Annotated in this window: 22 protein-coding genes; 14 read left to right on the top strand and 8 right to left on the bottom strand. The window is 39.6% G+C overall.

Annotation, left to right across the window (positions count from 1 at the left end):
• The coding region (locus tag K8S13_RS22550) for a right-handed parallel beta-helix repeat-containing protein (protein ID WP_291465978.1) at nt 1-918 on the bottom strand (918 nt) is incomplete at its 3' end.
• A gap of 636 nt (nt 919-1,554) precedes the next feature.
• Here K8S13_RS22550 and K8S13_RS22555 point away from each other — a divergent pair.
• From K8S13_RS22555 to K8S13_RS25835, 7 genes are all read left to right on the top strand, one after another.
• On the top strand, nt 1,555-1,776 hold the full coding sequence (locus K8S13_RS22555) for a hypothetical protein (protein WP_291465979.1): 222 nt from the start codon (nt 1,555-1,557) through the stop codon (nt 1,774-1,776).
• Entirely contained in the window at nt 1,767-2,171 is a 405-nt protein-coding gene (locus tag K8S13_RS22560; protein ID WP_291465980.1) for a type II toxin-antitoxin system VapC family toxin, read from the top strand. Before K8S13_RS22555 ends, K8S13_RS22560 begins: the two co-directional genes overlap by 10 nt.
• A 143-nt stretch (nt 2,172-2,314) precedes the next feature.
• On the top strand, nt 2,315-3,481 hold the full coding sequence (locus tag K8S13_RS22565; RefSeq protein WP_291465981.1) for an ATP-binding protein: 1,167 nt from the start codon (nt 2,315-2,317) through the stop codon (nt 3,479-3,481).
• A gap of 111 nt (nt 3,482-3,592) precedes the next feature.
• Nucleotides 3,593-3,820, top strand: coding sequence for a type II toxin-antitoxin system Phd/YefM family antitoxin (locus tag K8S13_RS22570; RefSeq protein ID WP_291465982.1), 228 nt, complete (start codon nt 3,593-3,595; stop codon nt 3,818-3,820).
• Nucleotides 3,820-4,206, top strand: coding sequence for a type II toxin-antitoxin system VapC family toxin (locus K8S13_RS22575; RefSeq protein WP_291465983.1), 387 nt, complete (start codon nt 3,820-3,822; stop codon nt 4,204-4,206). The genes K8S13_RS22570 and K8S13_RS22575 overlap by 1 nt, the downstream gene beginning before the upstream one ends.
• 24 nt (nt 4,207-4,230) lie before the next feature.
• The gene (locus tag K8S13_RS22580; RefSeq protein ID WP_291465984.1) at nt 4,231-4,356 is read left to right on the top strand and encodes a hypothetical protein; all 126 of its coding nucleotides are present in this window, start codon (nt 4,231-4,233) and stop codon (nt 4,354-4,356) included.
• A 109-nt stretch (nt 4,357-4,465) separates the two neighbouring features.
• Complete coding sequence (locus K8S13_RS25835) at nt 4,466-4,570, top strand: hypothetical protein (protein WP_367172831.1); 105 nt, start codon at nt 4,466-4,468, stop codon at nt 4,568-4,570.
• Between the two features lie 17 nt (nt 4,571-4,587).
• Here the strand turns inward: K8S13_RS25835 and K8S13_RS22585 are convergent, their stop codons facing one another.
• The 5 genes from K8S13_RS22585 to recB all read right to left on the bottom strand — a co-directional run bounded on the left by K8S13_RS22585 (nt 4,588) and on the right by recB (nt 9,806).
• Entirely contained in the window at nt 4,588-5,040 is a 453-nt protein-coding gene (locus K8S13_RS22585; RefSeq protein WP_291465985.1) for a periplasmic heavy metal sensor, read from the bottom strand.
• Complete coding sequence (locus K8S13_RS22590; RefSeq protein ID WP_291465986.1) at nt 5,037-5,351, bottom strand: hypothetical protein; 315 nt, start codon at nt 5,349-5,351, stop codon at nt 5,037-5,039. The genes K8S13_RS22585 and K8S13_RS22590 overlap by 4 nt, the downstream gene beginning before the upstream one ends.
• Nucleotides 5,335-5,922, bottom strand: a complete 588-nt coding sequence (locus tag K8S13_RS22595) for a sigma-70 family RNA polymerase sigma factor (protein ID WP_291465987.1) — start codon at nt 5,920-5,922, stop codon at nt 5,335-5,337. The genes K8S13_RS22590 and K8S13_RS22595 overlap by 17 nt, the downstream gene beginning before the upstream one ends.
• The gene (locus K8S13_RS22600; RefSeq protein WP_291465988.1) at nt 5,915-6,091 is read right to left on the bottom strand and encodes a hypothetical protein; all 177 of its coding nucleotides are present in this window, start codon (nt 6,089-6,091) and stop codon (nt 5,915-5,917) included. Before K8S13_RS22600 ends, K8S13_RS22595 begins: the two co-directional genes overlap by 8 nt.
• A 184-nt stretch (nt 6,092-6,275) precedes the next feature.
• A complete protein-coding gene (recB, locus tag K8S13_RS22605) occupies nt 6,276-9,806 on the bottom strand; it encodes an exodeoxyribonuclease V subunit beta (RefSeq protein WP_291465989.1) in 3,531 nt (1,176 codons plus the stop codon).
• Between the two features lie 293 nt (nt 9,807-10,099).
• Here recB and K8S13_RS22610 point away from each other — a divergent pair, with 293 nt between their 5' ends.
• The 5 genes from K8S13_RS22610 (at nt 10,100) to K8S13_RS22630 (ending at nt 15,085) form a co-directional block, all read left to right on the top strand.
• Nucleotides 10,100-11,773, top strand: a complete 1,674-nt coding sequence (locus K8S13_RS22610; RefSeq protein ID WP_291465990.1) for a VCBS repeat-containing protein — start codon at nt 10,100-10,102, stop codon at nt 11,771-11,773.
• Nucleotides 11,774-12,195: 422 nt separating this feature from the next.
• Entirely contained in the window at nt 12,196-12,468 is a 273-nt protein-coding gene (locus tag K8S13_RS22615; protein WP_291465991.1) for a hypothetical protein, read from the top strand.
• Complete coding sequence (locus K8S13_RS22620; protein ID WP_291465992.1) at nt 12,458-12,760, top strand: hypothetical protein; 303 nt, start codon at nt 12,458-12,460, stop codon at nt 12,758-12,760. Before K8S13_RS22615 ends, K8S13_RS22620 begins: the two co-directional genes overlap by 11 nt.
• Nucleotides 12,761-12,908: 148 nt before the next feature.
• On the top strand, nt 12,909-13,319 hold the full coding sequence (locus K8S13_RS22625; protein ID WP_291465993.1) for a TolC family protein: 411 nt from the start codon (nt 12,909-12,911) through the stop codon (nt 13,317-13,319).
• Between the two features lie 305 nt (nt 13,320-13,624).
• Nucleotides 13,625-15,085: a lytic transglycosylase F gene (locus K8S13_RS22630; protein WP_291465994.1), complete on the top strand. Its 1,461-nt coding sequence runs from the start codon at nt 13,625-13,627 to the stop codon at nt 15,083-15,085.
• 201 nt (nt 15,086-15,286) lie between these two features.
• On the opposite strand, the gene K8S13_RS22635 is transcribed toward K8S13_RS22630, so the two are convergent.
• Nucleotides 15,287-15,424, bottom strand: a complete 138-nt coding sequence (locus tag K8S13_RS22635; protein WP_291465995.1) for a hypothetical protein — start codon at nt 15,422-15,424, stop codon at nt 15,287-15,289.
• A 189-nt stretch (nt 15,425-15,613) separates the two neighbouring features.
• Nucleotides 15,614-19,033 carry an exodeoxyribonuclease V subunit gamma gene (gene recC / locus K8S13_RS22640; RefSeq protein WP_291465996.1) on the bottom strand — a complete coding sequence of 1,140 codons (3,420 nt, stop codon included), beginning with the start codon at nt 19,031-19,033 and terminating at the stop codon, nt 15,614-15,616.
• A gap of 158 nt (nt 19,034-19,191) precedes the next feature.
• On the opposite strand from recC, the gene K8S13_RS22645 reads away from it, so the two are divergent.
• Both K8S13_RS22645 and K8S13_RS22650 read left to right on the top strand, forming a co-directional pair.
• Nucleotides 19,192-20,550 carry a DUF4139 domain-containing protein gene (locus K8S13_RS22645; protein ID WP_291465997.1) on the top strand — a complete coding sequence of 453 codons (1,359 nt, stop codon included), beginning with the start codon at nt 19,192-19,194 and terminating at the stop codon, nt 20,548-20,550.
• Nucleotides 20,538-21,710: a hypothetical protein gene (locus K8S13_RS22650; protein ID WP_291465998.1), complete on the top strand. Its 1,173-nt coding sequence runs from the start codon at nt 20,538-20,540 to the stop codon at nt 21,708-21,710. The genes K8S13_RS22645 and K8S13_RS22650 overlap by 13 nt, the downstream gene beginning before the upstream one ends.
• Nucleotides 21,711-21,855: the final 145 nt, after the last annotated feature.

Here is a 21,855-nt window from a genome sequence, read left to right on the forward strand (position 1 = left end):
AAGGACATGTAAACCACCCCCGCTCGCTGCAAAATTATTTACAATGGTATTATTATAGATTTTTGAATCATTATACCGGCTGTAAATCCCACCGCCATAGGTTGATGCTGCATTATTAACAATAATATTGTTAAATACATGTGTACAGGCATCAACCCCGCAGTTTCCGTTCCACAGGGTTATGCCGCCCCCGCCTGCCCAGCCATACACTGTATTATCTTTAATCATATTATTATATATGGTTGCATGTCCCCAGGCTGACAGATAAATACCTCCACCTGAATAAAAAGATTCATTATTTGAAATCCGGTTGTTGCGAATCACTGCATTGCAATCAGATCCAATACAGATACCACCCCCGGAATCTGCCTTGTTAAAAGCAATTGTGTTGTACTCAATGATTGAATTACTGTTTTTGTCCAGGCAGACACCGCCGCCGGTACCATTATAATTGCCATTCCTGGAATAATTATTGGTAAGGATATTGTAACGGATAGATGGAGAACAATCACTTATCCAGATGGCTCCGCCGCGGACACCGGGATAATCGCCGTCTTTATGGACATACTCTATTTTGCAGTATTCCAGAACAGATGTATCATCCGCATTGTCAAACCGAAGCCCTCTCCATTTTGATGCCTCAGTCTCAAATGCCCGGGAAAAAACAATCAATTGCTCAACAGTCCCCACAGCCTCAAGCCGGCCCAGAACATTAAAAGTGAACCTTCCGGTAAATTCGACCTGCACTCCCGGTTCAATGACCAGAGTCTCTCCTGCAGGTATCTCTACATCGCCGTCTATGGTGACAGTGGTTCCAGCTGTCCATACACCGGATATATCACCGGACAGGGCATGAACCATTGCAGAAAAACAAATGCTCAACCCGAATATAATGGAAATAAATAATATTTTTTTCACCTCAAACCTCCTTTTCAATCAAACCTTTGTTTCAATTGAACTTTACATAGAACAGGCAATAATCATACCATATTGGAATTTCGGTTTATAACAATTTGAAATCATGTAAGATATTGATAAGAACATATTTGAAGCAACAAGGAGATGATGTATAATCATTTTATTTCGCAGGGTTTTTCCTACACTTTTATCCTGTAAAAGTATCTTAATTGATACCTGCCAATCACAACCACGTGATAATAAAGAAAAAACCAGATCCGGCTATTTTTTAAAACCAGATACAAAAACAAACTAATCGTATGAAAAACCCTTCATTGTATTCAACGCCTTAAAGTCAACACAACGGCAGAAAAATATTATAATAAAAATCAAGGGGTTACATTGTATGTTTTAAATGAAGGGCGAAGGTGTTTTCCTACATGCCCCCCTGTACTCATGCCCGGCGATATGGTGATAGCAAACCTGATGTTTTCTTAAAATAATTATTACAAGGCAAAAGTCTCCAGAAAATAGGGGTTGACCCGCATTGCAAAAACTCCTTTACAAGGCACCAAACAAATAGTATGATAATCATATTGTATGATTTGTCAAAGAAAGGGGGATTAAAATGGAACGTATAAGCGTAACACAAGCTGGATGAACCGAGTTTTTTATCAAGGAAGCATTGTCGAATTAGAGCGAGGAAACAGGGTTATCGCCCGGATATCTCCGGTTTCTCCACAATCACCATTAAAAGTTAAAGATTTGAATAAATTTTTTCATGAACTTCCTTCACTTGGTGAAGATTCAAACGCCTTTGCAAAAGACTTGGCAAATATCAGAAAACAAATTCCTATGGAACAAAATCAATGGGATTAATGCTGGATACAAATGTATTTATCCATTCTGAACGATCAGGCAATCCCATCGATTTTTCAAAATGGGAAAAATATGGAGACGTGTATATAAGTGCCATAACAACGTCAGAGTTATTAGTTGGGGTTCATTATGCCAAAACCGACAGACAAAGAGCCCGCCGTTCTGCTTTTGTCGAATCAGTATTGGCTAAAATACCTGTATTGAATTTTGAGACTAAAGAAGCCAGAGTACATGCCGGTTTATTTGCAACTCTCGCTAAGCAGGGAAAAATGATTGGAGCCCATGATTTGATTATCGCAGCGACAGCAATAATTCATAATTGTGCTGTGTTAACTGAAAATACTAAAGAATTTGAAAAAGTGCCAGGGCTTGAGACTATTTCATTCATCAGATAACCGCACCTCCAGAAATACAAATAACTATGTGAACACAGCAGGCCAGACAAAAAGCCATATCTTTACAATTTAGAATTGACATTCCTAAATTGTAAAGATATGTTTACGATATTATTTAAAGCTTGAAAAGAGACTGATATAAAGTGATAAACAGAACCTTAAGTAAAAAAATAATATCAATAACAAAGGGTTTCCCGATAATTACCTTAACCGGCCCCAGACAATCCGGGAAGACAACACTTGTACGTTGGCTATTTCCCAACTATGAATATATCAATCTGGAAAACCTAAATGATCTATATGCGGTTCAGGAAGATCCGTTACGTTTTTTAAAGGCATACTCATCAACAGGCGTAATTATTGATGAGGCCCAAAAGCTTCCCGAACTCTTTTCTTATCTTCAAGGTATTGTTGATGAGTCTAAACAGATGGGAAAATTCATTTTGACGGGTTCCCAGAATTTTCTTTTATTGGAAAAAATAACTCAATCTCTTGCAGGTAGAGTTGCCGTGTTCCATTTAATGCCATTTGGACTCTCCGAACTTGAACAAGCAGGGCGTACTCAAGAAAGCCTGGATAAAACTCTTTTTACCGGGTCCTACCCTGTCCTCTATGACAGGGATATAGAACCGCAGGATTACTATCCTTCCTATATCCAGACTTACATTGAGCGTGATGTCAGAAGTATAAAAAATATTGGCAATCTCAGTACTTTTCAAAGATTTATCAAATTATGTGCTGGAAGGACAGGGCAATTGATCAATTTTTCGAGTATTGGAAACGAGCTTGGTATAAATTATAAGACGGTTTCTTCGTGGATATCAATTCTTGAAGCAAGCTTTATTGTTTATCTTCTAGAACCTCATTATAAAAACTTTAGCAAGCGCTTAGTAAAACAGACCAAGCTTTACTTTTTTGACACAGGCTTATTATGTTCTCTGCTCAACATTCAGAACCCTGTTCAACTGAATTCTCATTATCTTCGCGGCAACATTTTCGAATCATATATCGTTACGGAGTATATCAAAATGCGGTATCATGCCGGTTTAGTTCCTAATGCTTTTTTTTGGAGAGATAGCACCGGGCATGAGATTGATTTGCTGCTTGAAGAAGGGGAAAATATCAAAGCGATTGAAATAAAATCCGGAGAAACAATCAATTCCGATTTTTTTAAAGGATTAAAGTATTATGGAAACCTGAGCGCGCTTTCAAAAGAAAACTTAATTTTAATATATGGTGGATTAAAAAATTATAGAAGATCAGCAGCAAAGGTGTTGAGCTGGAAAAATCTTGGAGAAATGGCAGAGTAAAAGATTTGACCCCACTTTTTTTGACCAGATACTCCAAATTTCTTGACAAACATCCCTTAGCTAAGTAAATTAGTCATAGTTTCAACGAAATTATTTTTCAAAGGGGGTGTAATGCATCAGGTGACTATCCATGAAGCGAAAACCAACCTGTCCAGGTTGATCCAGGAAGCACTGGCCGGGGAAGAGGTGATTATCGCTAAGAACAAAAAACCGTTGATTCGACTTACCGTTCTTCCCGAAGTCAAACTGCAACGCAAAATTGGAAGTGCCAAGGGGTTGATCGTCCGGATGGATGATGATTTCAACAAACAGCTTGATGATTTCAAGGATTATATCTAATGGATATTCTACTCGACACCCAGGTTATCTTGTGGTCAATCAGTGGGGATTCACGATTAAGCAGGCAAGCCGGCTCTGTCTTTCTTGATCCGACAAATAATCTCTACTTCAGTATAGCGGGGTATTGGGAGATCGCAATAAAAATCAGTATAGGCAAACTTGTGTTGGCTGATCGGTGGTCTGTAATTATTGATCGGGAAATGCGAGGCAATTTCATCAAATTTCTGCCCATCACTCAAAAGCATTGTAATAGTCTAACCGAACTGCCTTTTTATCATCGTGACCCCTTTGACAGAATGATTGTTGCCCAGGCAAAAACCGAACAAATGGCTCTACTCAGTGCTGATCCACAGCTAAAAAAATACGAGATAGAAGTTATCTGGTGATACACGAATAAGGTAACCGGCTTTTTGCAAAAACCAAGACAAGGGTGGAAAAAGGAATTTGATAAAATTTTAAAAACAAAAGGAGTTGATCCGGTTGATCAGGAATGGTTAGATGCTGAGCTTACCGATAATGAGGATTGGGAATGGTAAAACAGAATATTCATAGATTTGATATTTGGTTAGTTCGATTGGATTCAACTCTCCAACTCGAATCCAATGTACTTTTCAAGGCAAAAAAGGTTTGATTCTATTAGACCAATTGCGAGCAGTTGATAAATCCAGATTAATTCAAAAACTTGGTACAATTTCTCAAAATGCCCAAGTCAAGACAGTGAATTGTTTGCAAGAATTTTTTGCGCACTAAAAATGAATTAGTTTTTTTTACATATCCGAATGTTGCAAATTTTGGATGGCAGGAGGCTCCTTTAATAACTCAGCCAAAATAATCCTTTCATCTTGTGTCAATCTACTTGCAACAGATTCTATTTTTTCACCTATATTTCCCAACAATTGACTTTGAGACTTATTCATTTTTGTTGAGGATCTTCGATAAGAATTTATATCAAAATTGTTGCTTGTGAGGATATTATAAATATCCTGTCTGTGTTGTTTTATGTCAGATAATATAGTTTTATTTTGTTCATTTAACTCAATTAGCATTCGATCCATCATACTGGATTTCTCAGGGGACAAGTTGTTTAACATATAGCTAATGCGTGGGGGCAATACTTTTTCTTTTCCGGCAAATCTCAGGAGATGCCCACCAACTATACCTAGTAGTAACAAATTGACCATCAGCGACGAAATAATACATATTCTAATTTTAGTACTCATAATGTTAGTCCATAAGGGTATAAAAAATTTTGGACATAGCTTGTTTGAAAATTAACATCATTTTGTTGAAAAAATGGTGAGACATAATACCCAAGCATTATCCCTGTTACAAATGTTGCTATTAAAGCATAACCGACATTTGCCCACAGCCAGTGAGTCACATCACTGCTACTTCTATTTGGTTTTTTTATTTTTTTAGTATGGATAAGTATTTTTTTAACCAAACCATTCCTGTTTTTTTCAAATTTTCTGTTTTTTAACAGGTCATCAAAATCATTACCTATATTTAAATTGTTATTTTTTTGAATCATGGTAATTTCTCAACATTTCTTTAAGGTTTTTTTTTGCCCTCATAATCTGGGACTGGACGGCTTTAGTGCTTAAATTCATTATTTCTGAGGCGTCTTTGTTACTAATATCTTCATAAAAGCATAAATTAAGCGCTGTGCGTTGATTTATTGGTAAATTTGCAATGGCATTTTCAAGCATCCTGTGTTTCTCATTAATCGCAAGTTGTTCTTCACATGAGATTCCAGCACTTGATATCCGGTCTAAATCTAAATTACCGCTGGGCGTCCTCTTTCTGGAAATATCAATACATCTATTTGTTATTATTTTGTATATCCAGCTACTTACTTTAGTATTATGTTTTTTTTGCCAAAGATCAGGCTTTTGCCATATTTTAAAAAAAGCATATTGAACAACATCTTCTGCATCACATACATTTCCAGTGAACCTGTACGCAATAGAATAACATTTTGAAGAATGACGATGAACCAGGTTACTAAAGGCATTATGATCCCCTTTTTGAATATGCTTCATCAGTTCATCATCGTTTTCTGCAAAAAATCCCTTTTCTTTTAGGGGAAAAAATTTAAACATAAATACTGATAAATTTGCTTAAGCTGGAACTTTCCGATACTGGTTGACTTGGTTTTTCCGGTTCAGCTGGGGCTTGACGATTTTCAATATTGCCACCGGATGGCGCAATTGGTTCAGCCGGCTTTACCGGTTTCATCGGCTCAATTTGATAATTAGAACTTATTTCCATAGCATCACCTCCTTGTTTTTAATATGCAGTTTTTTATATTTTCCTTACCCATATATACGAATCAAAGGCTAAAAGTCTTCGCTATTTTATAAAAATATAATTACGCAGTAGATGATATACCTCAAATCATTGCACCTGCCAGGATATTTGAAATTTCTAAAATCTACTTCGGGTATCATTCAAATTATTCGTTATAGAAATTATCCGACAGAAAGCTGATATCATTTTTTGCAGGACGATCAAAAAACACCCCATATCGGGAACCGAAATCAGGATGCATTCCCCTGATAAACAGATAAAAAACACCACCAAAATGGGTGTCATAATCATATTTTTTTAACCTTAATGTGAGATATCGGTGCAACGCCACAAGATAGAGATAATATTGCAGAAAATAGTGGTGGTCTGACATGGCCTCAAACATGGCATCCTGTGAATACTGATCATAGGTATCGCCTAAATAATTGGATTTATAATCAATAATATACCATTTGCCTTCATGATGTATCACAAGATCAATAAAACCTTTTAAAAACCCTTTAAAGGATTGTGCCGTCAGTTGGGAAAGTTTTTTACCATACCCGGATGTTTTAAATTTTGGATTGGATTGTTCAAAAACCTTTTGTACAGATGATATCTGAAAGGATTGAATCGGAAAAGCAAATTCCATTTCGTTAAACCGCTGGTTGGACTGGATGTCTTTGAGGCAAAATCCGGATGTTTCAGAAGTAAGTCTGGTTTCAAGCACCTGCCTTATTGCTGTTTCACCCATTTGAATCATGTCGGGGTTCAGGAAACCAAACATGTCAAACTTTGATTGAACCAGTTCTTGGATATCTTTTGATTGACTCGTAAAATCCAGTGTTTCAAAAATCAAATGAAATAAATCACCCGATCTTGCGCCTTTAGGGAACTGCGCAAGCGTTATAAGAGGCCCTGCCCCATCTTCATCTGACTTCTCCCGGACCGGAAAAGCTTCCACGTGTGAGGAATACGTAATGGCTGAAAAACTTGACATTTTCCAGGAAGCCTTGATCTCACGAATAATTTTTTTGGCAGACAAAACAGATGGTTGTGAATCGGCCCTGTCCATAAAGTGTTTTGGTAATTCATGGGCATAAGGCTGGACCAGAATACTTTGATCTGCAAGGGATTGAAGCTGCTTAAGATCATTGATCATGGATGGATCATCTTTGCAGCCGTTTAGATGCAGCAGGGAGCCAAGGGCCGATGTTTCAACTGATTTAAACCCGCCCCATATGATTCTGCACATGGCGGATGCCCGTGTTAATGCCACATATAATAATCTTCTCTGCTCTGCCTTCTCTTCCTTTTCAAAATAAAGTTGAGAATCTGTAAGGTCTTTGGATCCCAGATCAAGGGTCAGCCGATGATCCTTTTCAGGGTCATGAAAGAGGATGTTTTCGTAAGACGGCCTTCGCGTTCCTTCCCAGAGATATGGCAGATAAACAATAGGATATTCAAGGCCTTTGCTTTTATGAATGGTGACAATGGCCACAGCCTTTTTATCACTCTCAAGCCTGAGCTCATCGGAGAAGTCATCCCGAAGGTCTTTGAACAATTGCCGGGCATACCATTTCAATAAATAATACGGCGACAACTGCTGCTTGAGACAGGCCTGTGAAATCAATTCAACCAAATGATAAAAATTGGTCAGCCTCCTTTCGTCAAGTCTCAAGTTTGTCTTTAAAAAAGCTTCATCAGAATGAAACAAAGCCATGATCATGGAGACAAACCCCCTGCCCTCCCAGATTTCCTTATATTCCCGGAACCGGTCCTGCCACGCAAAGAAGAGTTCTTCTTCCTTATCAAGCGCAAGAATTTTATCCGATGAAAATTTGAATACGGATGTGCAGAGAGCAGCTTTAATACTTCCTTTATGATCAGGGTTCATCACAGCCCATAAAATATCATGCAGATCAATGGCCTGCCTGGAGTCAAAAACAGATCCTGATTTAGACAGATAAGATGGAATATTATGATTAGATAGCGCGCTTTGTATCTGTTCTGCCTGCAGGTTCGTCCGGACAAGCACGGCAATATCCTCTGGACTGATCTTTTGAGGATCTGAGAAATCGCTGTTTATCACTGTCTTAGCGGATTGCAACAATGACAGGATATCACTTGCCACAAGTTTCGGGATAATCCCGGCTGCCGTCTCTTTTTTGATAAATCCCTGCCTGTCAAGCACCTGTTCCTCTCTTTGAAAAAAACAAAACTGCAATGGCGGAACAAATGCATCCTTCTCAACCAGGGAATCCTTTGATGTTGCAGGTGTTGTAACCTTAAAAAATTCAATGGGTTCATACAAAAAAGGATTCTCACTGCCTGAAAAAACCTCGTTAATTCCTTTAACAAGCAAAGGTGCAGACCGGTAATTTTTTTCAAGGGTAAATCGTTGATCACTCTCTTTAGATGCTTTTAAATACGCGAAAATATCTCCCCCCCTGAACGCATAAATGGCCTGTTTTGGATCCCCAATCATAAAAAAAGGCGTGCCTTGTGAAGAAAAAATCTTTGAGAAAATATCATACTGCCTGGGGTCTGTATCCTGGAACTCATCAATCAGGCAGGCTTTATAGGTTTTCCTGATGGCTTTTTGAAGGTCGAGCGCGTCTTCTTTTTCAAGAGCTGCTGCAAGGTCATTGACAAGATCATCAAAAAAACAAATACCTTGAGCTTTCTTCATTTTATCAAGCTCTGTGTTGAAAAAAGTTAAAAATTCAATCTTCAGGCTGATCAGATTATTTTCAAACACTTCATAAAAAGAGAACACCTGCTCACATAAATCAAAAAATTCATGGTCAGGCGGCGTCTGCCCTGATTTTGTTTTAAGTACCAGCCTTGTTTGAGTAAATTTATAAAGGGCATCACCCTTTTCCGTCATTTTAAAAAAAGTATTCTCACCTTGTTGATCCAGCTTCAGGCGTGAAGCCTCAAGCCAGGCAGGAATATTTTTTTTTGAATAGCTTCTTTTATCAAGTCCTTTGTGATTCTGGATCAACTCAATGATCTGCCCTGCCCTTGTCAAAAGAATATCATGAATTTTTTTAAGGATTTGTCTGTAGTCATCAAAAATATTCTCAAAGCTTGCAACAGGGGGGTTGAGAATAAGATTTGGTTTTGAAACAACCTGGCCAAAGGATGCGGCAAAGCTTTGGGGTGTTATCTGCTGCTGATTCAAATAAGATAAAAATAATTTATCCAGATGATTAACGTGGCCCATGAAAAAATCAAAACTCACCTGTCTTAAAAATAAGGATCTGTCCGGCACAAGCTCGATATCAAAAAGGGAACGACTTTCAAATGCATTCTCTTTTAAAACCTTGAGACAAAAAGAATGAATCGTCATGATGGACGACTGGTCAAAGCAGGTTAATGCAAGCTGCAGTCTCTGACAGATCATTGACAGGTTTTTATGGCGGCCCAGGAATTCGACCAGATCATCTTCACCTTCATACGATTGTTCAGAAAGTCCGGCAAGCGTATTAAAAAGTCTTGTTCTGATTCTCAGTTTGAGTTCTGCTGCTGCGGCTTCCGTAAATGTGACCACCAGGATGGATTCCACAGGGTATCCTTTGGCCACCAGCCTGCAGTACAGGGTAGTGATGGTATATGTTTTCCCGGTCCCTGCACTGGCTTCAATCAGAGTGGTTTTTTCAAGGTCTATATGAAATGGGTCTAAGGGTTTCATGCTTTTCCCAACTGATATTTACAAGATCGTCCGGATTTCAAGCGGGATGCCTGTATTCAATACTTCATCAAGCAGATTGTATATGTTTCCCCGTAATTCAGTTACTGTAATTGTTTTCATAGTTATCCTCTTTACAAAAGGTACGTACTTAACATACCATAGATACGTATATGATAGAAAGGGAATCTATTGAAATCAAGAAAGCACAGGGTATCGCCCCACATATTGGTCAGGCTGCGGGTTGGTTGGGAACTTTCATTTAAATATGGGACAAATAATCCAAAAGGGGAATCATGAAAAATTCGGCGTTATTCAAGGTATGCATTGTAGTCCTTATAATTTTTCTCGGCGGGTCTGAGAGCGGTGCGGACATATCGGCTCCAATCCTGAAATGGCAACACGGAGGGTGCTATTCTTCCTGGTGTGAGACCGGTTGGTATTCCTCTCCTGCCGTAGCAGATTTGGACGGTGACGGGAATATAGAAGTTATCGGGGCTGCGTACTCCATTTTTGTCATCAATGGTGTTGACGGATCTCTGAAGTGGAGCGTAAACCCGGACGGCAGCAGGGTGTGGCCCGGCGTCGTTGTGGCCGACCTGGATGAAAACGGCGACCTGGAAATTGTCACCGCTCATGGCGACGGCTATGTCCACGTCTTTGATCATGAAGGCGGTACCGTATGGTCTCGACAACCCGTGACCCATGAAATGAGAAGTCTGTCGGTCTCCGACCTGGATGGCGACGGGGATATGGAAATCGTTGTGGGCAGTGCCAGGGGGGGCAATTACGACAATATTTATGTTTATGAACACAACGCAGACTTGAGACCGGGCTGGCCCCAGTTATCGAGCGGTTGTTGTGCCTACGGGATATACAATGACAACCTGGCGATTGCTGATATTGACGGTGACGGGAAAGGTGAAATCGTTGCCCCGTCAGATGTGCATTATATCTGTGCCTTTAATGATGATGGGACACGTATTCAGTCGAATAGCCAATATGGTGATAAAAAATGGGGCGAAGTGGGCGTCTGGGTTGACCTGGAAGCTGAACTCAGAGGATGGGGATATTGTGGAACAGAACACCGGCCAAATTTCTGCCATTGTCCTGCTGCTATCAGTGACGTAAATGGCGACACAATCCCTGAAGTAGTTGTCGTTGGTAATATCCACAACTGTGGAACCAGCCCTTATACGAATCTCTATCACGGTCCTTATATCTTTAATCCGGACCGGAGCCGGTTTGTAGCGAACGGTTTTGATTGGGAGACCGTTCCCATCGATGTGGGGGCACCGATCTGTGAAAGCTACAGTATTATTGAAAGCTGCATGCCGAATCCGGTGGTCGTAGATTTGGACAGGAATGGGTTTAAGGAGATTCTATTTGCCTCAAATGATGGAAAGGTTCACTGTTTCTGGCTGGACAAGACCGAACATCACAACTGGCCTTATTCCGTTTACAACCCTGCCGAGGGGATCTACCGTTTTGCCTCTGAACCCGTCGTGGCTGATCTTGATAATAACGGCTACCCAGAGGTTATCTTTGCCTCATGGGTCCAGAAAGGGTCATCCAAGACCGGCAAGGTGCATATCCTGGATTACCAAGGCAACCCGCTTCACGAAGTGGCGCTTCCCCCTGCTTTTGGCAGCCCGGACTGGAACGGGGCTTTGCCGGCTCCTACCTTGGCAGATATTGACGGTGATCCGGATCTGGAGCTGGTGCTTAACACGGCCCATAGTGGTCTGGTGGCCTATGACCTTCCCAACACCGCCGACGCACGCATCCTCTGGGGAACCGGCCGCGGCAGTTATCAGCGCACCGGATCTTTTGCGATAGAACCATGTGCAGGAGACTTTGATAAAGATGGCGATATAGATGGAAATGATTTGGCCTCCTTTGTTGCGGGTGGAACCGGCATCAGTCTGGAGATATTTTCCACGAATTTTGGCATGTCAAATTGCCCGTAGGGCTGATAGTCCGCGGTTAACTTTTTTCACCGGATCAGAATAACCCTCCCCTATCCACATATATAAAAATAGTGGTGCAAGACAAAGGCTTCATCATATACAAATTGCCAGGATGTTTCGCAAAAAAAATAAAATATACTATACAACCATATTTAATTTTCAAGTGCGATATATTGAAAATCTTACCATTATTATTGATTATACCATGGCACAATCATCACCATATGATTTTGATATTTACGTGTGTCCTGCAGAATATCATTAGGATCACTTGAATTAACGAATGAACCAAACAATCATCTAATTCAATGGTTATATTAATGTTGTTGCTCCTTGACGGAGTCGAATACATGCAGTAATATGTAGTTAAATACATAAATAAATGGAATTAAAAAATGATTACCTATAAAAAAACAGAATTAATGAGTTCAACAGAAATAGTTCGAAATTTCAGTTCTATACTTGACAGCATTACAAAACATGAAAAAGACAAAATTGCCGTTATGAGAAAAAACAAACTGGAAGCGATCATTCTATCTGTGGAAGAATACGAAAGAATCTATGAACTCCTGGAGTTATTCGAACATATTCAAATCTATAAAGCTGTTGAACAAAGGAAAGGCACACCTTTGAATGAATATATTGATTTAGACCGATTATTGGCTGAACAGGGCATTGACTTAGATGAAATTTAAAATTATTTTTCATCCCGATGCTGCCCGCGAGGTTTCCGAGCTGGACAATCGCCGGAAACTTCTTGTTCTGAAACAGATAAAAAAATTATCAATGACACCGGGTAATGGAAAAAAACTTGGTAACAAACAGGGCCTTGATTTATCCGGATATAGAAAAATGTATGCTGACCGTAAAAAAATCAGGATTGTTTATAAAATTATTGAAAAAAAGATCCTGATTCAAATTATTGCAATTGGCAAGCGAGATAATATGAAAGTATATAAAAAAGCTGCAAACCGGATTCAGGATTAATTTTAAAGCATAGTACAAAATTTTAACATGTGCGGTTAACTTGCAGCCGTTTTATTAATCACCATGAAGAACGCGCAGAACATGAAGGAAAGACACACCTTCACGGTACCCCGTCATAAAAAAGGGACTGGATTACTCGCCTGAACTGATGGCCATTGACGAGCAGATTGAAGCCCAGAAAATCAAATCTCTTGAAACTAAAAACCAGTTAAAATTTATTAGAAACCAGATTGAAAATAAGATTGCTGAAAATATCAGGCTGACACTGCATGAAACCGGTGTTTCATTTCCTACCATTGACCTGTCACGCTTAAGTGCATCCTCTTCTAAAAAGAATCTTGATCTTGTTGTGGATGCCTATAGCAAGGGGGCTGTATCCATTGTTGAACTTTTAGATGCGCAAAATGATTCTTTGGTGGCAAATACCATGGCTGAAAATGCCGTATATAATTTTTTTATGGATTTTATCAATACAGAACGGGCCGCAGGCTGGTTCTCAATTTTAATGAATTCGCAGCAAAGAAAGGACCTACTCCAGGAATTTGAAGCGTTTAAATAGTTTTTTTTTAACAGATTAAACGCTAACTTTTTAATTCGGATATATCAGAAAACCATTCAAAGTCAATTTCGCTTGTTTCATCTTTACGAATAAATTCATTTAATTTATATAATTTTATTGAACAGCTCATTTTTCCCCCTGATTTTTATAAAAGCATCATATTTTTAGAAACTTTTCCTTATTTTAATCATAGGCAAATTCTTAAGTCAAACGATTAACAGGATGCGCGGGGGATGGGTTTTACTTTATGATTAATACAACAAAAAATATATATACTAATGCAGGATAATTTAGTATTACATTTTATGAACAAAAAAAAGACCATTTTGAAAAATTTGTTTTTCCTGGTGCTGGCTTTCGCAGCAGTCGTCTGTTTGCCTCTATATGTGTTTGGGGCACAGGATTTTGAAAAGGTTGTCAATCTGAAGATAAATCAAAAATGGACGGGTGATTTTGAACAAATGGTTCAAAAGCGTCTCATCCGGGTCCTGATTCCTTATAGTAAAACATTTTATTTCCTTGATGGGGCCACTCAAAAAGGTGCGACGTATGAAATGGTCAAACAATTTGAAAAAACAATCAATAAGCAATTAAAAACCCGCCATCTTAAAGTACAGGTTCTTGTTATTCCCACATCAAGAGACAGGCTGATACCGGCTTTAGCAGAAGGTTTCGGGGATATTGCAGCCGGCAATTTAACCATAACGGACAAGCGAATAAAACAGGTTGATTTTAGTGATCCTGTTGCAACAGGTATAAATGAAATTCTGGCTACCGGTCCTAAGAGTTCTCCTGTTAAAGATATGTCAGACTTAAGCGGTCAGGAAATTCATGTTCGAAAATCCAGCAGCTATTATGATAGCCTGAAGCTGGTTAACAAGACATTGTCAGCCACCGGTAAACCTGAAATCAAGATCGTTGAAGCCAACGAGAATCTTGAGGATGAAGATCTTCTGGAAATGCTGAATGCGGGACTGATTCCCATGATGATCATTGACAGCCACAAGGGTAAATTCTGGGCTCAGGTTTTTGATAATATCACGCTTCATCCTGACATTAAATTCAGGGAAAATGCTAAGATAGCTTGGGCAGTCCAAAAGAATACGCCTGAACTTAAAAAAGTGATCAACACCTTTGTTAAGACCCACAAAAAGGGTACCCTGATGGGGAATATTCTCTTTAACCGATACCTTAAGGGTACAAAATACGTAAAAAATAACCTTGCGGACAAAGACAGGAAAAGGTTCGAACAAACCGTGCAGTTTTTCCAAAAATATGCTGATATGTATGACTTTGATTGGCTGCTGCTTGCTGCTCTTGCCTATCAGGAATCAACCATCGATCAAAGTAAGCGCAGCCATGTCGGAGCCATTGGTGTGATGCAGATTTTGCCGACAACGGCCAGCGATAAGAATGTCAATATACCTGACATTGAAAAAATTGAACCCAATATTCATGCCGGGACAAAGTATCTTCGCTTTATGATGAATAGATATTTTAATGACCCTGCCATTGACAAACTGAACCGGGCATTGTTGACATTTGCTTCGTATAACGCCGGCCCGGCCAGGGTTTCAAAATTGCGGAAAGAGGCCAAAACCATGAATTTAGATCCCAATATCTGGTTTAGAAATGTTGAAATCGTTGCCGCCAAACGAATCGGCAGAGAAACCGTGCAATATGTCAATAATATTTTTAAATATTATATTGCCTATACCTTTATCGCAAATCAGATGAACGTAAAGAACAAACTAAAACAGAAATAAAGAGGAAGAAAGAGACTTTTATGTGCAAAGAAGTGCCTTGCTTCATTGCCGTCACACTTTTTATGTTAAGTGGTGTTGGCTCTGGACCAGATGTCAATTACCTATTCGACACCAAGAGATAAGTACAAAGCAGTTAAAAATAAATTTTTGTATAAAGCATGATACCGGTATATAAAAAATTAATTGTGGGCGGCCTGTTATTCATATCTCCACATGGCGTATCAGGAAAGATAAATAATCCTGAAAACCAACATGGATGCGACCTGCTGCACCGGCGGTTAAAGAAAATGTCAGCATTACCATTGCTGCCATGATCATAACTAAACATAATCTTTTCATTTTGTGTCCTCCTTTTTATCATTATTATAAAAAAAATTACTGCCCTTATTATATCTGACACCAAAAAAATATGTTTGTTCAAAATATTATTAAATCAATCTGTTTATCTCTCCAAACTATTAACCGTACCGGATCACATTGTGTATGAATCGATATAGAATAAAACAGAAGTGCAGGACAAAGACTTCATCATATTTGCTTCATATTTTCCAGCAAGGGTTTAAATACGGTTATGGAATTTTGGACAAACCCGGATGAGAGCAATGCATCAACACTTTCAAAAGGGTCGTTGTTCTCAACACAAAGGGATACATACCGGTTTTCTTTTTCCCCTGTTTGATGATACCCGCCATACCAGCCGGCTTTGGTTTTTGAGTTGTTCATCGCTTTAAAAACCGTGTCCCTGTCAAGCGCTGACCAGTCAGGTTCCAAGCGGTCAGGTTCAAAATTTTGTTTTGATATGACCTGTACAAATTGCCAGGATGTTTCGCAAAAAAAATAAAAAGGCTGCTCTCCCCCTTTTATATAAATTTGAGTCAATTCTTTAAAATATTGGAGTGCCTGTGAGTCCAAAGCAGGAAACGAACAGGTTAACACGGGATTTTTCCCTTTAGGGTCCCGCCCGATAAGAATGGTCTTTTTTGGATAGTTAAGGGGTGCACAGATATTTAAAAACAGATGCCTGATCCAGCCGGAAAGCAGTCTTGCACTATTGAGTTTTCCATACGTCACAAAATATACAGCGTCTTCCCTGATGTCGGAAAAATTTGCTGAAACCATCAAACCGTCTATATTTATCTGTGTGGCAACAGGGGGCAATTGTTTTTTAGATGCAATGGCTCTGGCTGCATCGATAACAGGCCCGGCAGTGTTCATCATTTTATCAAATTCAAGCTTGCCTTTCTCTCCAAAGGGAAGGCTGCCCATGGCTTTGAAAAACGGATAAAAATCTGTTTCCCCAAAAGGCTTGGAATTGGAAGCGGCTGATTCTTTTTCAACCAGGAAACTGCCAAGGATGTATTGATCCAGACCGGATATGGAAAAGACTTCCCTGTCCCGGGTCTGCTCTTTTAAGTCCTGAATTTTTATGTTCAATCCTTCCTTTACGAACCCTTCAACAGGATTTTTAAAAAAACGGATCATCTCATCAAGGGTGATGCTTGAAGGCAGCTCTCTTGATTCTTTTTTGGACGATGGCCGGACAAATAGTCGGCTTTGGAATCTGTCTGTTTCAGTTCTATCTGGGCAAAGTGCCTTTGCAATCCTGCAATTATCCTTTGAAAAAGAGAAAAACGAACCGGTTTGATTAAAATACTCTTCATTAAAGGGATGAAGCGGGTGGAAAAAATGATAGCCGACTCCTTTTTGCAAAACAAAGCTTTGATCTATGGTGTCCATAAGCTCGCTAATGACGCCTGCACAGGGAATCTTTGAGTTATCCTGTATACTTAACCCGGTATAGGTGCAGATAAACTTTAATCTTGCTGACAGCAGGGTTTCAAGAAACAGATACCTGTCTTCATCCCGTTCTATTTTATCACCGGGTTTTGGATATTTTTTTATCAGGTTGAATCCCGGGTTAAAGGAGTGTCTGGGAAAGGATTTTTCATCCATTCCCATCAAAACGACGATCTTAAACGGAATGCTGCGCATGGGCATGATATTGCAGAATGTGATATTCCCTGCCAGAAAATTTCCCTGGGAAATATTGAGATCAAGCTTTTGCTCAATGACACAAAAAATTATATCAAATGAGACTGTTTCGTCAAACCCTGCCTTTTGGGCATCTTCTTTAAGCTGATCAATGGCCTGGGTCAGGAAAATCAAGTCTTCCCCGTTTTTAAAATTTCGATCCATTAAAGAGACGGATATTTGCTTTAACGCCTCACACCATTTTCCAATTGTTTTTTGACCGGCCAGGGTTTTGAGACCGGAAAACAAGGTATGACAAAAAGCTGCAAACTTGCCCAGCACTTCAAGATCAAGTCCTTCAAAAGACTGGCAGGGCAGGATATCCTGCACCAGAAAATCCTGATTTTCCGGCATGGCCATGCCCATAAAAAGCCGCTGCAATCCAAACTGCCAGGTGTTTTCTTCAAAGGGCGGCAAGCCTAAGGTTTCTCTATGCCCGGCATCCCGGCCCCAGAGGATTTTAGCATCCTCAGCCATCTTTTCAATCATAGAGATCTCATCAAAAGTGATTTTAAACTTTTGAGCAATGGATTCAGACAGCAGAAGATCCAGCACACAACTTTGCTCAAGCCGGGAGTTTCTCAGGGCCAGTATTTTTAAAAAAGCATCCAGAGGCTCTGATTCGGATCTCTTCCTGCGGTCACTGATGGAGAACGGCAAGGGCGTTTCCAAAGCAAAAACAGATTCGATAACTGGTGCATACGCCTCAACATCCGGCATCATCACAATGATGTCATGGGGGGCAAGTTCAGCATCTTTTTCAAATTCGTTTAATAAAAGATCCTTTAACACCTGGGCTTCCCTCATGGGAGAATGACAGGCATGAATACAAATGGATGTATCAGATGCCGCAATGGTGACAGGAGCATCATCGCAGCCTTCTTTTCGATGGACAAGATTTAATACATCGGATTGAAGATGCGAAAGCATGGTATCGGAGTCATGCCCTGGATCATGAAACAGATCATCAAAGGGTTCATGGTAATTAAACGCTTCAAGGCAGGAGTGAAACTCTTTTCCCGACGTTCCCAGAGACGACAGCAGCGGATTTGCCATTTCATAGTATAATAGTTCGGGATCAATCCCTGCGTCTTCCTTTAAAGCTATTCGCCCTATCTGTCCGGCTGATTTGATATCAAAAAAGAATTGGTTGGATGGTGTAAGAAGAAACAGATTTATATCCATCATTTCAGACATTTTTTCAAACACCTGCAAAAACAATTTGGGCAAAGCTGATATGCCGAAAAGTGACATCCGTGACGGAAGATTATCCATGCTGATAGTTTTTTTAGAAAATCTCTCCAGGAAGAGATCCACTTTAAAGGCCAGGTGATTTTTGGGGTCTTTTGATACAATTTGATTCCAGAGTTTTGCCTGCCATTGTGCCACAGGATCTTTGAAAATTTCATGGAATGGATGGGATGGATGGGTTTGCCGGCCTTTTTGCCAGTCTATTAGCAGTTCAGGCCGATAAACCTGGTAATCGTCAAACACTTTTGCAATTTTCATGGAGAGCTGATAAAGTTTTTTTCCTGTTTCATCTTCCTTAATATAATTTTTTACGCTTGACAGCTCTTTTGGGGATGGGTTCTCGCTGAGCATCTTCAGGATGGACCAGAAAAGAATATCTTCATTCAAACTATCCTGCGGATCTTCCATGTCCTCCAGATCATCTATATCTTCTGGCGGGTTGAAGCTTGTGAGAATTTGATCCAGCATCTGTCTTGGAAAAGCAAAGTTCATATTTGCGCAGACACCAAAGTTTTGAGCCATCTGCAGGGTGATCCACTGTTTCATCCCCCTGGACTGGATACCGATCCATTCAGGCATCATTGGATTGTCCGGCACGTCGCCCAAAACAGAGACCAAAGCATCCATCAGGTTTTCCATTTTATTACTTTTAAAAATATTAAACAAAACTGATCCTTATTTTTAAGAGATCTTGTCACAATATCAAACCCTGCAACAGCAATCAAACCCATTTATTTTCTGCTTGGCTTTTTTCATAGTTATGGTATTTTACCAGTAGATAAATCAAACAAGTTAAATAAATCAATTTTTCAAAAGGAACTTCTATGCCGGTAAAAAAAATATTAAAACCCGTTCTTTTTGCAATGGTGATCTCTTTACTTCCTGTTTTTAATGCTGTTGCAAAAATTGATCTTGTCACATTGCGGGATCGTCAATCCGTACAGACCACCATTTATAATAAAGCGGATTTAACCCTTGTCCGGGACAAAAGAGTGTTAAGTTTTGTCAAAGGGATAAACCAATTGCAATTTTCCTGGGCCAATACAAAAATTGATCCCACATCCCTTAGTCTTGAAATTAAAAAGCTGACTGATGAAATTGATATTGTTGAAATCACTTATCCTCCCGGAACCAAAGATGTGGGAATCTGGAAAATAAAAGCGGAACAGGCCTGCCAGGTGCCGGTTGAGATCACATATTTTACATCCGGAATATCCTGGAAATCATACTATATTGCGCAGCTTTCTAAAGATCAGAAAACCTGTGAATTAAAAGGATATGTCACGGTGACCAACACTTCCGGAGAAGATTACAATAATGCGCAAACAAGGCTTGTTGTTGGAAAAATCAATATACTGGACAAGATTGCTCATCTTGCTTCCCTTCAATACCCCTATGGCCGGCCTGAAGCCGGCGAATCAAAACTGAAAAGCATTTATAAGGAAGAAATGGTAGAGCTTGATTTTGCCCAGCCCAGGATGGCCATGGGGGCTGCCATGGCAGAAGCCCGGCCCAAAGAGATAAAAAAACAAGGACTTTCCGAATATTTTCTCTATACCATTGAAGGAAGAGAGAGCATTGCCCATGGCTGGTCCAAGCGCCTTTTATCATTTAAGGCAGACGATATCAAAGTTAAAAATATTTATAAGTACGAAACCAACCGGTTTGGGAAAAATGTGGTCAGATTTTTAACCTTTAAAAATGATAAAGAAAACAATCTGGGTCAAACCCCTTTGCCCGGAGGGGAAATAAAAGTGTTTCACAGCATCGGGGAAACCGGACAACTTGATTATATCGGATCTGATACAACAAAATACATTCCTGTCAGTAAAAAAGTGGAACTTAATCTTGGCAACACCTTAAATGTAAAAATTGTTCCCCGGATCATGGCATATACAAAGAAAAATATTATTTTTGACAATAAAGGAAACGTCAGCGGATTTGACGAAGTCAAAGCCTTTGAAATACAGCTTTCAAATTTCACCGCTATGACATCAACCATTGAGTATGTTAAAAACCTTGATTCAAGTCATTTTAAAATCACTGACATGACTCATCCCGATCAATTTGAAAAAATTGATCAGAATACGATCAAATTTACGATCGAGCTTGCCCCCCATTCAAATAAAAGTATTCAATTTACCCTGACGACTTTAAGAGGAGAAAGAAGATGGCAGCAATAAAATATATCAAACCTGTGTGCTTAAGCATCCTTATTCTATTGGGATCAATCATAGTTTCCCAGGCAAGAACAAGTCTTGTATCATTGCCGCCAAGACAAGATGTTGCCATTCGACTGGGAGACCATGGGACAACATTAGTTCAGGAAAAAAGAATCCTCACGCTTAAAAAGGGTATCAATACAATAGATTTTTCCTGGCAGAGTGTCATGATTGACCCCGCAAGTATTACACTTGCTACCCTTTCAAATCCTGACAAAATCAGCATATTAAGTGTCAGCTATCCCCCCAACGAGGCCGCTCTGGTATGGGATGTCTCAAGCCGTGAGGATCTTGAAGAAAAAATAATGATCAGTTATCTTCTGGCAAATATAGACTATATTGTTACCTATAGAGCTGTAACAGACCCTGCAGAAAAAACCATTGATTTAAAGTCTTTCCTGGTGTTGAGAAATTTTTCAGGAGAAAATTTTGATACGGTGACGGCATCGCTTAATTTTGGAAACCCCTTTAACACAAGTATCCACAATCTTGAAACAAAGCGAATCCTTGTCTCGCAAAAACAAAAAATTCCCATAAAAAAGGTCTATACCTGGAATGCCTTAAAAATGCCCCATGAGCCTGAAAAATTAAAAACGGCTGTGGGCATCCCCACGAGCTATGAATTTATCAATAATAAAGATTCAAATCTTGGTCAAACAGCTCTTCTTAAAGGAAAGGCACGGCTCTTTGCCCGGGACAGTCAGGGCAGCACCATCTTTCTGGGAGAAGACAGGGTCAAGTTCACCCCTGTGGGCGATAAAACAGGTCTTCATATCGGTGACAGCCGCGACATTGTCGTCACCCAGCACAGGCTTGACACAAAAAGAACCAATATCAAACGCAATACCAACGGTAAAATCCAGGTTTACGATGAAATCATAAAAGAGCAGATCATTATGGAAAATCTTAAAGACACCCCGGTGATCCTGTCTCTCATGGAAACCATCCCGGGCCAGTGGAACCCCTTGGACATATCAATGGCGTATGAGCAAAAGGACCATAAAACCCTGATATTCAGTGTTAAGCTTTTGGCAAAAGAAAAGAAGACCCTTAGTATGCATTACAAAGTATTGAATATATTTGCCCAGAAATTCTCCCGATACAACCGGGTGGTTAATTAATTTGTTCAGGTCATTAATTTTGGGTAATCACATATGAACCGGGTTGTCCTCATTATCCAATACTTCACGTATCTTTTGGGAAAGATCTTTCATAACAACCGGCTTCATCAAAAAACCTTTAATGCCCAGAAATACCGCTTTTTCT

This window comes from Desulfobacula sp., assembly GCF_021107415.1.